The sequence below is a fragment of the Pantoea sp. LS15 genome (assembly GCF_012241585.1).
Lineage (GTDB): Bacteria > Pseudomonadota > Gammaproteobacteria > Enterobacterales > Enterobacteriaceae > Enterobacter.
Genome location: NZ_JAAVXA010000011.1, coordinates 11,068 through 26,444, shown reverse-complemented (window position 1 = coordinate 26,444; position 15,377 = coordinate 11,068). Strand labels below are relative to the sequence as shown.

The window sequence follows — 15,377 nt, the reverse complement described above, 5'->3', positions numbered from 1 at the left end:
TATACAATCGCGGCAATTCACGATTAAGGATAAAAGCTATGACTAAGCATTATGACTACATCGCAATCGGCGGCGGCAGCGGCGGCATCGCCTCCATCAACCGTGCAGCCATGTATGGCCAGAAATGTGCGCTGATTGAAGCCAAAGAACTTGGCGGCACTTGCGTGAACGTGGGTTGTGTACCGAAGAAAGTGATGTGGCATGCGGCGCAAATCCGTGAAGCTATCCATATGTATGGCCCGGACTATGGCTTTGACACCACGATCAACCACTTCGACTGGGACAAACTGATCGCCAGCCGTACTTCCTACATCGACCGTATTCACACCTCGTACGACAACGTACTGGGTAAAAATAACGTCGACGTGATCCGTGGTTTTGCCCGCTTTGTGGACGCAAAAACGATCGAAGTGAATGGCGAGACGATCACTGCCGATCACATCCTGATCGCCACCGGCGGTCGTCCGAGCCACCCAAATATCCCGGGCGTGGAATACGGTATCGACTCCGACGGTTTCTTCGAACTGCCTGCGCTGCCTAAGCGCGTTGCCGTGGTGGGGGCGGGTTACATCGCAGTTGAGCTTGCCGGCGTGATTAATGGTCTGGGTGCCGAAGCGCATCTGTTCGTGCGTAAACACGCGCCGCTGCGTAGCTTTGACCCGCTGATCGTCGACACGCTGCTCGAAGTGATGAACGCCGAAGGCCCAACCCTGCACACCAACGCCATACCAAAAGCGGTAGTGAAAAATGCAGACGGCAGCCTGACCCTGGAGCTGGAAGATGGCCGCAGTCAGACCGTCGATTGCCTGATCTGGGCGATTGGCCGTGAACCCGCGAACGATAACTTCAACCTGGCCGTCACGGGCGTGAAAACCAATGATAAAGGCTATATCGTCGTCGATAAATTCCAGAACACCAGCGTACCGGGCATATATGCTGTCGGTGATAACACCGGTGCGGTTGAGCTGACTCCGGTTGCCGTTGCAGCGGGTCGCCGTCTCTCCGAGCGTCTGTTTAACAACAAGCCGGAAGAGCATCTGGACTACAGTAATATCCCGACCGTGGTCTTTAGCCACCCACCAATCGGTACTGTCGGCTTAACCGAGCCGCAGGCGCGCGAGCAGTATGGCGACGATCAGGTGAAAGTGTATAAATCGGCGTTTACCGCGATGTACACCGCCGTCACCTCACACCGTCAGCCGTGCCGCATGAAGCTGGTCTGCGTGGGCCCGGAAGAGAAGATTGTCGGTATTCACGGCATCGGCTTCGGCATGGACGAGATCCTGCAGGGCTTCGCCGTGGCGCTGAAGATGGGCGCAACGAAAAAAGACTTCGACAACACCGTGGCGATCCACCCGACGGCCGCGGAAGAGTTTGTGACCATGCGTTGATGTCAAAACGTCAGAGAGTCTCACCGCTCTCTGACGACAACTGCTGATTAAACCGGGTCATCTCTTCCTGCACGCGTTCGACGAGGATCTCAATCTCTTGCCAGGATCCCTCGTCGTGACAGGCCGTTTCCAGTTGTTCGCAGGCTTTCTGCAACGCTGCCATATTCATCATCCGTGCACCGCCGTTGATACGGTGCGCCATACGACCCACCTTGTCGCGATTTTTCTGCTCGAGCCACTGCGTCAACTTGCTGGCATCTTGTCTGTTGACCTCCACCATCTCGGCATGCAGCGTTTGCGTAGTATCACTCCCCAGGGCAGGTTTCACGCTGCTGACGGAAAAATAGCGTTCCAGCAGCGCCTGGAGTTTTTCCGCCGTCAGCGGTTTTTCCAGATATTCATTCATACCGGCCTCAAGACAACGCGCTGCCGTTTCTGTGCCGCTCATCGCCGTCAGGCCGAAGATCGGGATCGGTGGCTGGCCGTTAAGCTGTTCGGTATGGCGGATCTGCTGCGCCAGTTCATAACCGTCCATCTCCGGCATCGTACAGTCGGTAATAATCACATCGTAGCGGCCAGGATTTTGCTGCCACATCGATAACGCTTCCGCCCCTTGCGTTGCCAGTGACACCTGGTGCCCCCAGGACTCCAGCCGCTGCTGCAGCGCACGGCGCGCTGGCGGATAGTCGTCCACGCCAAGAATATGCAGGCTACGCGCCTGTTCGACCGGCGGAGGGGTCAATACTTTGCTGGTAGCAGGCACGGCGTTGAAATGCAGGCTCACCACGCAGCCCTCATGCGGTTCACTGTCGATACGCACTTGCGCACCTGCGGCATGCGCCATATGCAGGCAGGCCGGTAAGCTGAACCCGGTGTCGGTCCACTCTGATTTCAGCGTCACATGGTGAGCACGCCTGGTAATCTGCTCCAGCATTTCCCCGTCAATTCCCTTTCCCTGATCGCACACTTCAATGACCAGTGGGATCGTCGAGGCATCGGGATCTCTGCTCCCCTCATACACCTCAACATCAATCTCCTGGCACTCCGAATGCTTAATGGCGTTACGCAGCAGGCTGGAGAGGATGCGAATAATCAGCAGCGGATCAGTAGTAAAACGCTCGGTAGACAGCTCGATCAGCACATTCAGGGTGATCCCTTTCGCTTCGGCCTGCTGCCGGTAGAGCGCCACGGTACTGTCGATTAACTGCGGCAAATGCGTGCTACGCGTCGTTCCGTTCAGTTGCGGGTTATCGGCACGGAAGACATCGAACATGTCGCCGATAAGCGAAAGCAGGTTGAGTGAAGATTCCCAAATCAGGTTCAGGTTTTCATTGTGCTCATGCCGTGCATCCAGCCCCTGAAGCTCCATCTCCAGCAGGCCGGTGATCACGCTGAGCGGGGTACGCACTTCATGCCCCATGCTCTGCATAAACGCGTTCTTGCTGGCAATGGCCTGTTCCAGGTTGCTTTTGGTTTCTGAGAGCTGCGTAATCAGCTGCTCTTTTTCCGTAATATCCAGCCAGCCGCCAATTAAACCGCCAACCTCTCCCTGACTGTCATGCCACGGCACAACCCAACCCTGTAAGTAACGCGACCGTCCGTCTGTCTGGAATCTGACGGACCACTTTTGCGGTAAACCATCCTGCAGCGCCTGGTTATATTTGGCTTCAATCGCCGCGAGCTCAAAAGGTTCGATTGTATTAATGGCGGTAATTGGCAGACCTATCAGCTCCTGGCCTGACTGACCGATAGCCTCGCTCCAGGCCTGGTTATAACGCAGTAAATTCCCCTGCCGATCGCGCACATAGAGCGCCACGGGCGATGCGTCGATCAGCGCCTGGGTAAACGTCAGTTGTTCCGCCAGCTTCTGCTGCCAGACGTTGCCACGACGGAGTGCGGCACGTAAGTATTGGATCCACAGCCAGCAGCCCAGCACCACCAGCAGTAACAGCACACCCCAGACCAACGAATTCAGCAGCGTGCTTTTATCCCAGGTTTCACTGTTTTCTATCGCCGCCTGACGCCAGTTTCCCGCCATTTGCATCAGCGCCTGCGGCTGCATATCTGCCAGTGCTTTATTGATGATGTTAACCGGCTGGCTGTGCCCCGTTTGTGCTGACAAAACCAGATCGACCGGCGTGACAGGCAGGGTCACGGCCAGATGAAAGCGAGTTGGGTGATGAAGGGTCACCAGGTAGTTAGCAATAAACTGCGGTGCAATCACCCCGCGCACTTCCCCATTTTTTAACCGCTCAAGCGCATCATCCATATGGGGAACCATCACCAGCTTAATGGTGGGATACCAGGTCTCCAGCCACGGTATCAGCGGGTCGCTGGCCTGAATGGCGATTTTCTCGCCTTTCAGCTGCGTAAAATCATCCGGACGCTTGATGTCCTGATCCATCACTACCACAGCGGGTGTCGTGAGCAATGGCGGCGTTTTAGCGGTACCATCTTTCGTCTGTTGCGGCGTATCGATCACCTGCTCGACAAAAAGTGCATCAGGATAAGCGCGTTTCAGCGCAAGCATTTCAGTGTCGTTTTCAGCAGGCATGACAGTAAAGCGAATGCCGTACTGCTCATGGAACTGATTAAGCAGATCCACCACCAGGCCTGCGGACTCGCCCTCACTGACAAAAGAGATGGGACGCTGGCGCTGGTCAATAATGACCTTAATATCCCCATGCTCGCGGAGCCAGTTTTCCTCCTCCTGATCCAACCCCAGAGGATTGCTGGTGATAACAAAACTGCGGTTCAAACCCCAGTTGATCGCAATGCGCAGGCGGCTGGCTAACGGAATATGTTTGAAGACGGTGTCAATGGCCTCTGCCAGCAACGGGAGCTGACGGTCGACGCCAAAACTCATGTTCAGATTGGGTATCGCCGGGCTAAACGTCCAGCTCAACCCTCTGGCCTGATGATATTGAGTGAGATACTCCGCGCTGGCCCGGTTAATCCACAAGGCATCAAGTTGTTTAAAGGCAAGCGCACTCACCGCGGTGGTATACCATGTCTGGTAACGCAGCGTACTCTCCGGGTAATAACGGCGTAGTGCATCGCCAGCATGGCTGCCAGCGACCAGCCCAAGCACTTTGTTGCGCAGATCGAGGGGGGCTTCACCTTGTGGTTTCGAGGTCATCAGCACCGCTTTGTCCAGCAGCCATGGCGGCGTGGCTTGCAGATCAGGGCTTGGCCACAGTTCGGGGTTCCAGATTGCGACCATCTGTATTTCATGTCGCTGCAGTGCGGCGAGAGCATCATGGCTCTGATCATAGTAATGCAGCTTAATTTTGACCTTGAGGCTATCTTCCAGCAGTGCCAGATAATCTGCGGCAATACCGCTGAAGACACCGTGCCCCATTCCTTCGCTCAGCGGTGGGTGCTCTTGCCCCCATACGCCAACATGCAGCGTCGGGTTGTTACTCAGCCAGCGTTGCGCCTCATCACTGAACTGAACATGAGGGGCATTCACCTGAACACGAGGTTGTAGCACCAGTTCCTGCGCAGGCAATTGCCATACAAAGAACACGGTGAAAAACAGGCTAATTAACCGGGCTGATAAAAAGCGCATCGTAAGAGTCGATCCCTGAATGAAAACATGCTGGAGAATAAAATTATACCGCCCCTACTTACCGAACTAAGTAAGTCTTGTCTTGTTCTGGTAACACTCCTGAGAGTATAAGACCGAACTTATTGGCGTGCCCTACTCCTCCTGGTAAAAAGCCCAGGCTATGTTGTAAAGGGGCCGTTGGCGATGAATAAACATGAATGTCCGGCGATGGTAGAAATCACGGTCGACGATATTTTAATAAAAAATGAAGAGTACCTTTTTTCCGATGATCATTATGCGCAGTTGCTTATCAAAGGAAATGATGGAGAAAAAATAAACCTTGCAGATCTGTTACCCGCCGATGTCGAACTGGGCGCATGGGCGAAAGCCACAGGCTCTGTTACCGTGGATGGCGTGCAGTATGAGGTTTATCAACATTCGGGTATAGAAACAGAGGTGTTAGTCCAGGTGGGAATGCACACGGGGCTTAGCGATGTATAAACATGCGGCCCCACCAGTCAGCGGGGCCGTATAACCTCAGCGACGCGTCACCACATCAACCTGCAACTTACCACTGCGGAAATCATCCGCCAGGAAAAAGGGGACGGGCAGTTTCCACTGTCCCTGACGCACGTTCGCCATGTAACGCCAGGCGTTACCCTCTATTTTCAACACCACAGTCTCTGTTTCTCCGTCGTTTTTAGCGCTGGGCCCGGCCAGGATCGTAAAGCCAGCATTACTTCCCACATGAAAATGCTCAGCCTTCCAGCGAACAGGCGGGTGTGCAGGCCAGGGTTCAGCGTGATGAAAACCAAAAATATCATCATGATTGAGAATACTTTGCCGCACAGTGGACCACAGCACCGCCTTCAGGAAATACTGATCGGTGAAACGCGCACTCCCCTTATAGCGGGACACAAAATCACGCATCATTCCTTCGACATCCGGGATCACACCGCCGCATCCCCCCCACATGCCCGCCAGCAAAAGTTCCGTGTGGGTGAAATAATCGCGCATATGGTGAAAATAACAGGGTGAACCCAGCCATGCTTCTACACAGACCTGCTCACGCTCGGAGAGCAGTGAGTCGGCATCACGTACCAGAAAGCGCTCAACCTGTGGATCGTCCATGACCAGAAAACGCCACAACGTGGGATAAATACCTCTCTCATGACTCATGTCGACCAGTTGAGCGCCTGCGGCCTGCAGACGTTGCCAGACATGCTGCGGCACCGAATTGTCCAGATAAACACGGCAACGCCAGCCAGGAAACAGCGACGTTGCCGCTTCAATGTTTTTAATCAGCGTTTCGCAGTAGCGCGGCTGATCGCCATACAAGCTGAACGCGATGATGTTCTTCTCAGGTTGAGAGGCGTTAAATGGTCGCGGAGCAGTGGTGGGCAGCGGCCAGTGTTTGCCATGGCCGAAGCGTTGATCTGACTGCATAAGCGACTCTAACCCATAGGTGCGCATCTCCTGAGTTTTCCCCATACCCGCAGCATCCACTGAGTAAGCATGGAAGTTGTAGGTCATGTTGTAGTTGGTAGCGACCGGGTACGACCATTTACCATCCGCACCTGCCGTCACAGAACCCGATACCGTGCCGTAGTTGTCGATAACGATATACACCACACTGCCTGGTTCCGCCGTACCACGTAAATCCAGCGTACGGTCGTTGGTCACGCCGCCATTACCCACCAACCCGTTATACACACCACCCTGCACATCATCCCAGGAACCGGTGATCACTGGCGCGTTATTAACGGTATCCACGTTGATGGAATAGGTCCCAGATTTAGCAGAGACGTTACCCAAATCATCTTTGGCGATGGTATAGAACATGTGCGGTTGACCCGCAGCCGTGTTCGCCACTGCGCGTTCCCAGCTCCAGTTACCCTTTGCATCGGCTTTCACCGTATCCAGCACCGCGTTGTTATACGCGTTGTAGATATAGACGATGCTGTTCGCTTCTGCTGTACCACGCAGCTCCAGGTTAGCGTCGTTGGTCAGACCGCCGTTTGGCACCAGCCCTTTATAAATACCGCCTTCCACATCGTCGTAAGTCCCGAGGATGACCGGAGTAGCGGAGTGCGTATCCACCACTAAACCATACTGGTTGGATTCGCCCGACACGTTGCCCGCCGCATCCTGCGCTTTCACATAGAAATCATGTGATGCGTCAGACAGCTTCGGCGATGTCCAGCTCCAGTTACCGCTCGCATCGGCAGTCACCGAGGCAATCGGCTCGCTGCTACCCGGTATATAAATTTTCACCAGGCTGTTCTTCTCAGCCGTACCACGCAGCTCCGGCGTAGCATCCGATGAACGGGTTCCGTCAACGATCAGCTTACCCGCATCGTCATACATGCCGGTGATTGCCGGTACATTAGGTGCTTCGGTGTCGATGGTCAGCGTCCACGGTGCCGTCGGTGCGCTCTTCACACCGGTTGGGCTCTGGAATACCGCCGTCAGAGACAGCTCAGTGCCGTTATTCTGCTGTGGCAGCGTAAAGTTCCAGGTGTTCGCAGGCCCTACGGTGACCGAGTCAATCAGTCGGGTACCGTCGTAAATGAAGACCACATCACCTGCCACACCTTTACCGTGCAAGGTCGGCGTGGTGTCATCGGTCACCGCCGGGTTCGCCAGGTCACCCTGAACCAGACCCACGTCATCAGCAACACGATCCAGAGAACCTGTCGGGATGCGGGTATCCAGCGTCAGCTCGAACGGTGCCGTCTGCGCACTCTCACCTGCGCCGGCATCTTCGCTGGCGGTGATCTTATAGGTTGCATCCGCAGTCAGTGCCGGATTGATGGTGTATTGCCATGCACCAGTAATGGCGTCAGCGTGCACACTGTCGATGTATTTGCCATCAACATAGACTTTTACCAGAGCGCCAGCCGTCGCACGGCCCACCACTGTTGGGGTCGTGTCGTCGGTATGGCTACCGCTGCCCAGATTACCGGTGATGTCCCCCTGATCGTCCACGACGTGGCTGATAGAAACACCGTTATGGCTGGTGTCCACGGTAAAGTGGATCGGAGCAGACTCTGGACCTACGTTACCGGCTTTGTCTTCAATAGAGACTTTCCAGGTGTAGTCGCCATCCGTCAGCGCCGGGGCCGGGGTGTAACTCCAGTTACCTTTATCGTCTACCGGTACGCGCACGGTAGTGCCGTTACCCAGATCGATAATCGCAGTACCGTTTGCTTCCCCCTTACCACGGTAGGTTGGGGTGTTGTCATCGGTTGTGTCGTTATTGGCAATGAGACCCGGCGTGCCAAAGTCATCCCACAGTTCAATGTCCGTAGGTGCCAGCGGATCAACGGAATCGACAATAATCACCCACTCGCCAGTTTCCGGACCGCGGTTACCCGTCGCATCTTCTGCAACTGCGCGGAAGCTGTGTTCGCCCTGGGCCAGATCGGTGTCGAAATCAATCGTCCAGCGACCGCCCGTCACCACGGCGCTGCCGATAGGGTTCGGGTTAGTGCCATCGTACAGATAGACCGTTGTACCGTCTTGTGCGGTACCGGTAATGGTTGGACGCGCATCGTTAGTGATACCGCCGTTCTGTATGGTCCCTACATGGGCATCAACGTCGTCGATCACGTCGGTGATCGCAGGCGCTGTCGGAATACCCCCCGCCAGCAGATCAAATGAGAACGTGTCAGAAGGTTCCGAGCGCAGCCCCGCCTTGTCCTGAGCCACAACAGCGACATCGTAATGACCGTTTGCCATACCCAGTGATGGTGTCCAGGTCCAGACCCCGGTGCTCGCGTCAGCAGTCACAGAGTCGACGGTTTTCCCGTTCACAATGATAAACACCAGGCTGCCCTTCTCGGCCGTACCGGTGAAATCTGGCGTGCTGTCGTCAGTAATACCACCGTTAGCGATGTTACCGGTCTGCTGACCCGCATCATCATAGACAGTGTCGATCGTCGGTTTTGCCGGCGGCTGAGTATCCACAACAAAGTCGATCGGAGCGGACGGTTCGCTGGCGTTGCCCACAGGGTCAACGATCACCACAACGGCTTCGTGCTCACCGTCTTTCAGTGGGTTTTCCGGGGTCACTTCCCATTTACCGTCGTCACCGACAATCGCGGTGCCTACAACTTCGTCATCAATAATCAGTTCTACGGTATCGCCAGGCGCAGCACCTTCGCCGCTGAATACTGGCTGGGTATCATCGGTTACGTCACCGTTGTGAATAGGGCCAACAACCGGACCCTGATCGTCCTCAACATCACCGATTACCGGTTTGTTTGGTGCTTCGGTATCAATGACCAGTTTCCATGGCGCGGTCGGTGCGCTTTCCACACCAGTTGGGCCACGGAAGACCACGCTGACGTCCAGCGCAGTGCCGTTCGTCTGCTCAGGCAGGGTATATTCCCAGTTGTTGTCAGCACCGACAGTGGTGGAACCAATAACGTCACCGCCATCGCGAATAAACACGATATCCCCTGGGCGGCCAGTACCGTGCAGGGTTGGAGTGGTGTCATCGGTCATGCCCGGGTTCGCCACATCGCCCTGATAGCGACCTTCGTTGTCTTCAATACGGTCCAGAGAACCGGTCGGTACCACGGTATCCACGGTCAGCAGGAACGGGCGTGTCGGTGCCGGGATTTCACCAGGGCCGCTGTATTCGCCTGCAGTAATTTCATAGGTTTTACCGGATTCCAGCGCCGGATTGACCTCGATAGCCCACGCGCCAGTGGTCGGATCGGCAGTCATAGAGCCGACCTCTTTACCATCAACATACAGAGTGACCAGAGAGCCAGGCGTCGCCGTCCCCACGATAACCGGATTCACGTCATCCGTGCTGCTGCCGCTTGCCAGTGGGTTAGTCAGTGGGCCGGTGTTATCTTCAGCGTGGCTGATGGACACCGCATTACCGACGGTATCAATAGTGAAGCTAACCGGTGCGGTAGAGGGACCACGGTTACCCTGAGCGTCTACCAGGGCGACAGACCAGGTATAAGCACCGTCCGCCAGTGCAGGTGCAGGTGTCCAGCTCCAGTTGCCTTCTGCGTTTACCGGCACGCTCACGCTCTTACCGCCACCGAGATCGATCACGGCAGTCATGCCCGGCTCACCCTTACCACTGATGGTTGGGGTGTTATCTTCGCTCAGATCGCCGTTGTAAATTTCACGCGGGAACTGATAGTCGTTCCACAGTAAAACGTCAGTAGGCAGTGGTGGCAGCGTCGCCATAGTGGCGATGTTTGGTTCAGTATTGTTGTTAGAAGTAATGGTCTTTTTCATACAATTTTCCAAATGAATTCTGTTTATGATCTGATCTAAAACGTTCAGAGGCTTCAGCACAGAAGCCTCCCCTTCCTGGCATCAATTAATGGTTCTGTAGCGTGACCGTGACTCCCATCTGAACGAGGATCTCGGTATTCAGGCTATCCATCTGATAAGACTGATACTCCACGCCCCCAACATTTACCGTCCCGCCATCGGTCCAGTTCCCCGGGCCCATACCGTTCGGCAGCAGGTCGCTCAGGTTCACCGAGTCGCCCGCGTCGCCCTTCACCATCATTTGGTTGAAGTCGTTGTCGTGGAACAGGTTCTGCGTGGCGTTTTCCAGCACATCACCCGCGCTCAGCGTCAGGGTGTTGTTGCCTGTTCCCGTAATGTCGAACACTTCCACTGACTGGACAGGATGTGTCAGTGTGCTCAGATCCAGGTGCTGATCCGCCCCCAGCAGCTTCAGCGTATCGGTACCCTCTCCCCCCTGAATCACTGCATTGGTCAGGCTGGCCACGTCAGCCACCTGATACAGGTTGTCAGCCGCATCGCCGTACCAGATATCGCCCTGGTTATCCGCCAGGAACTCGCCAGGAGTGACGCTTTTCGCCGTTCCGCTCACCACCAGGTTATCGATACTGAAACCAAACCCGGAGCTGGATGACTGCTCTTCGTGGTGAATTTCCATCCGGTAAACTGGCGTATCATCCGGGCTGGTGAACGACACCGGAACGTTACGGTTACTGATAGGAGCGCTCACCGGCATAGAGCCAATCTCCTTGCCGTTAACGTCGTAGAACGTCACCACCGTAGACGGACCGGCAAAGCGTGGGTTGAAAACGAAATCGACCGTTTTCGCGCCATACTGGAAGTCAACAAACATGCTGGCTGCCATTCCGGTATCCGTTGACGTGCTGTACAAATACAGGCTGTTGGTGTTTCCCACCCCGATAATCTGTTTGTTGAACTCATAATCCGCCGTGCCGGTATCATCCGTGTGGGAGAAACGCATCCCGTGCACCCACGCACCGGCATTAATGTCCGCGAACTCCGTATCGTCTTCGAAGCTGTTGGTACTGGTGAACGCGCTGGTGCGGTAGCTGGAGCTGTTACCCGCCGCGTCAACAATCGCCGCCCCCACCGGAATATCGGTGTAGCCGCCCGGTGGCAGACTCAGGGTCACGTTGCCGTTAGCAATGTCAGCGTATGGGTCACGGTAATGTCACCGCTCTTCACCAGTACGGTGTCGCCCTCAACAATCCCGCTGCCTGGCAGCGTCACCGTCACGTCGTTACCGCTGCGCACCACGTCGGTCGGTTCATCCGGTGCCACCTGATCCAGCACCACCTTCTGTGAGGATTCGGTGTAGTTCCCGGCGATATCGACCACGCGCGTCAGTACAGTCCAGTCCGCGCTGTGCCCCTGCCCGTCGACAAACGCCCACTTGTCGCCGTCAACCATGGCTTCAAGCCAGGTTTTCCCGCCGTCAGTAGAGACCAGCACTTTCCCACCCGCTTCCAGCGGGGCCGAGAGATGGCCGCTGATCAGGCTGCCGGCCTGACCACTGTTGGTGATGAAGTCGCTGCCGCTGACACCGGAGTCATGGGTCATCTCATCAACCACCGCGTTGCTTGCCGGTGCATCGGTATCAACGATGATTTTCCATTCCGCAGACGGCGCACTTCTTACGCCGGTTGGGCTCTGGAAGACCGTTGTCAGGGCCAGTTCCGTGCCGTTGTTCTGTGCAGGCAGGGTGTAGTTCCATGAGCCATCCGGACCGACGGTAACGGTGTTAATCAGTGTGGTGCCGTCATAAATGAAGACGGTATCGCCCGCGACACCGGTCCCGTGCAGGGTTGGCGTGGTGTCATCCGTCACTGCCGGGTTCGGCAGGTCCCCCTGCACCAGACCTACGTCATCCGATACGCTATCGAACGAGCCAACCGGTATGCGGGTATCCAGCGTCAGTTCAAACGGTGCGGTCTGCGCACTGTCACCCGTGCCGGTATTTTCACTGGCGGTAATCTGGTATGTCCCGTCAGCGGTCAGCGCCGGGTTGAAGGTATATTTCCACTCACCACTAGCCGGGTCAGCGATCACGCTGCCGACAAACTTACCGTCCAGATACACTTTCACTTCGGCACCAGGCGTAGCGCGGCCCACAACGGTTGGTGTCGTGTCATCGGTGTGGCTGCCGCTGGCCAGATTACCCGTCAGCGCCCCTTCATCGTCTTCCACGTGGCTGATAGATACACCGTTGTGGCTGGTGTCCACGATAAAGTGGATAGGGTCAGAAGCTGGGCCAACGTTACCCGCTTTGTCTTCAATCGAGACTTTCCAGGTGTAGTCACCGTCCGCCAGGGCCGGTGCCGGGGTGTAGCTCCAGTTACCGCTGCCATCCACCGGGACACGCACGGTAGTGCCGTTCCCCAGATCGATGATTGCGGTGCCGTCAGGCTCGCCCTTCCCACGGTAGGTCGGGGTGTTGTCGTCGGTGGTGTCGTTATCCGCAATAATGCCTGGCGTGCCGAAGTCGTCCCACAGTTCAATGTCCGTAGGTGCCAGCGGATTAACGGAATCAACAATAATCACCCACTCGCCGGTTTCCGGGCTGCGGTTGCCCACAGCGTTTTCCGCGACCGCGCGGAAGCGGTGCTCGCCCTGCGCAAGTGGGGTGTCGAAATCAATGGTCCAGGTTCCACCGGTTACGACAGCGCTACCGATCGGCGTCGGGTTAGCGCCGTCGTACAGGTAAATCGTCGTACCGTCCTGACCCGTACCGGTGATGGTCGGTTTGTCATCGTTCGTGACGTCACCCTGCTGTACGGTGCCGACATGAGCAGCAACATCATCAATCACGTCCGTGATCGCTGGTGCCGGAGGAATACCGCCTGCCACCAGATCAAACGAGAACGCATCAGACGGTTCAGAACGCAGGCCAGCCTTATCCTCGGCAACCACTTTCACATCGTAGTGACCGTTCGTCAGCGCCGGAGATGGCGTCCAGGTCCAGTTGCCTGTTGGATCAGCGGTAACGGAATCCACTTCCTTACCGTTAACAATGATGCGCACCAGGCTGTTTTTCTCTGCGGTACCCGCAAAGGTCGGGGTACTGTCATCTGTGATATCGCCGTTAGCCAGGTTACCCGTTTTCAGGCCAGCATCATCAAACACGCTATCAATCGTCGGTTTTACCGGCGGCGTGGTGTCGACGATGAAACCGATTGGATCAGACGGCTCGCTGTCGTTACCCACCGGATCGGTGAACACGACAACCGCTTCATGTTCGCCTTCTGGCAACGGTTTCTCAGGGGTCACTTCCCACCTGCCGTCATCGCCGACAATCGCGGTACCCACCACTTCGTCGTCAACAATCAGACGCACGGTGTCGCCTGGCGTACCCTTGTCGCCACTGAATACCGGCTGGGTGTCGTCGGTGGTATCACCATTGTGAATAGGACCCACCACCGGCCCCTGGTCGTCTTCAACGTCACCAATGACCGGCTTGTCAGGGCCTTGCAGGTCTACAATGAATTCGAAATCATCAGAGGGTTCGCTGGCGTTACCTTCCGGATCGGCAATGATCACTTTCCCGACGTGATCACCTTCCGGCAGCGGTTTCTCAGGGGTCACTTCCCATTTACCGTCGTCACCAACGATCGCGGTACCCACCAGTTCATCGTCAACAATCAATCTGACGGTATCGCCAGGCGTGCCGTTTTCACCACGGAAGGTCGGCTGCGTATCGTCAGTTGCACCGCCATTCTGGATTGGCCCGACAATGGTACCGGCATCATCTTCTACTTCGCCGATGACCGGTTTTTCAGGTGTAACGATAAATTTGAAGTCATCAGATGGCTTGCTGTCGTTGCCAGCCGGATCGGTGATGATCACGGTACCTGTGTGACTGCCTTCCGGCAGTGGTTTCTCCGGGGTCACTTCCCATTTGCCGTCTTCGCCAACAATGGCGGTACCGACGACTTCGTCGTCAACGATCAGGCGTACGGTATCACCAGGCGTGGCACCTTCGCCGCTAAAGACCGGTTGTTTGTCGTCAGTCGCATCACCGTTATGGATAGGTCCTGTCACCGCGCCGACATCATCGGTCACTTCACCGATAACCGGTTTGGCTGGCGCTTCCAGATCGATGGTGAAATCAAAAGAGTCGCTTGGGGCGCTGGTACGGCCATCCGGGCTTTTACCGATCAGCACAATGCTGTGGTCGCCATGTGCCAGCGGGGTTTCTGGTGTCCAGGTCCAGGTGCCATCCGCACCCACACGGGTTTCGCCGAGCTTGACGTTGTTTTCCCAGAACTCAACGATATCGCCCGCTTTACCTTTACCGCTAAACGTTGGGGTGGCGTCATCGGTCACACCGTTTTGCGGGATCGAGCCGGTTTTCGTGCCGTAGTCGTCGTGCACATCAGTCAGTTCAGGGGTGGTAACAGGTGCAACAGTGCCTTTTTTGTCACCGCCATCGTCACGGTTATGACGAATAATGGCACCCAGGCCCACCAGCGCACCGATCCCGGCCAGCGCACCCAGCGCCAGCAAAGCTGGAGAAAACGCGGTACCCGCAACAGCCAGACCATCCAGGCTCGCAATTGCCCCTGCGCCCAACGCCTGAGCGGAGGATTCCCCATCCAGCAGGAAAGCGGCTTTATGGTCATCATCACCGTCGGTGGCGATATATTCATGCCATTGACCATCTTCGCCTTTACCCACCAGTTCGCCTGGGTTATCGAAATAGTCTTCAATGATCAGCTGCGGCTGATCTTCATCAGTGCCTTCCAGCATGACGAACAGGTCTTTGCCCACGCGTTTCAGCGTAATGTTTTCTGGCGCGACGCCATTTTTCCCTTCGGCAAGAATGTATTTTGCATTCGGGATGGCTTTGATTTTGACAGCACTGCCAACCTTTTCACTGCGCAGAACGTCAGCTTTGACAATCGTATCTTTATCAACGACTGCAATATTTACTGGCTTGAGAGTCATGTTTAAATTCTCGTGTAAATAATCGATCTGTGTCCGCGCAATGCGCCAGACGCACTTCCATACGGGATACATTCCCTGGCTGACACTATCTTCCCGGTTGGCAAGTTTTGTCTTAATAAGACCTGTCGCAAACCGGTCTTATATGTTGTTGAGAGGGGGAAAAGAGGAAAAAGAGGCGCAGTAACCTG

At 55.8% G+C, this 15,377-nt stretch carries 6 protein-coding genes and 1 pseudogene; 2 read left to right on the top strand and 5 right to left on the bottom strand.

Going from position 1 to position 15,377, the window contains the following annotated elements; all coding sequences use genetic code 11:
- Positions 1 to 38: 38 nt before the first annotated feature.
- Positions 39 to 1,391: a glutathione-disulfide reductase gene (gene gorA / locus HED65_RS15905; RefSeq protein WP_114979292.1), complete on the top strand. Its 1,353-nt coding sequence runs from the start codon at positions 39 to 41 to the stop codon at positions 1,389 to 1,391.
- A gap of 10 nt (positions 1,392 to 1,401) precedes the next feature.
- On the opposite strand, the gene HED65_RS15900 is transcribed toward gorA, so the two are convergent.
- Positions 1,402 to 4,962, bottom strand: coding sequence for a response regulator (locus HED65_RS15900; protein WP_114979291.1), 3,561 nt, complete (start codon positions 4,960 to 4,962; stop codon positions 1,402 to 1,404).
- A 183-nt stretch (positions 4,963 to 5,145) separates the two neighbouring features.
- Between HED65_RS15900 and HED65_RS15895 the strand changes: the two genes are divergently transcribed.
- Positions 5,146 to 5,442 (top strand): Biofilm associated protein A, encoded by a 297-nt coding sequence (locus tag HED65_RS15895; protein ID WP_114979290.1) that lies wholly within the window; start codon positions 5,146 to 5,148, stop codon positions 5,440 to 5,442.
- 36 nt (positions 5,443 to 5,478) lie between these two features.
- Here HED65_RS15895 and HED65_RS22540 read toward each other — a convergent pair whose 3' ends face one another.
- From HED65_RS22540 to HED65_RS15885, 4 genes and pseudogenes are all read right to left on the bottom strand, one after another.
- On the bottom strand, positions 5,479 to 6,783 hold the full coding sequence (locus tag HED65_RS22540; protein ID WP_411266780.1) for an Ig-like domain-containing protein: 1,305 nt from the start codon (positions 6,781 to 6,783) through the stop codon (positions 5,479 to 5,481).
- Between the two features lie 261 nt (positions 6,784 to 7,044).
- Positions 7,045 to 10,155: pseudogene (locus tag HED65_RS15890) on the bottom strand (Ig-like domain-containing protein); the annotation flags it as partial.
- Between the two features lie 136 nt (positions 10,156 to 10,291).
- A complete protein-coding gene (locus HED65_RS22725) occupies positions 10,292 to 11,377 on the bottom strand; it encodes a hypothetical protein (RefSeq protein WP_223256830.1) in 1,086 nt (361 codons plus the stop codon).
- Positions 11,374 to 15,189 carry an Ig-like domain-containing protein gene (locus HED65_RS15885; RefSeq protein WP_223256829.1) on the bottom strand — a complete coding sequence of 1,272 codons (3,816 nt, stop codon included), beginning with the start codon at positions 15,187 to 15,189 and terminating at the stop codon, positions 11,374 to 11,376. The genes HED65_RS22725 and HED65_RS15885 overlap by 4 nt, the downstream gene beginning before the upstream one ends.
- Positions 15,190 to 15,377 lie beyond the last annotated feature (188 nt).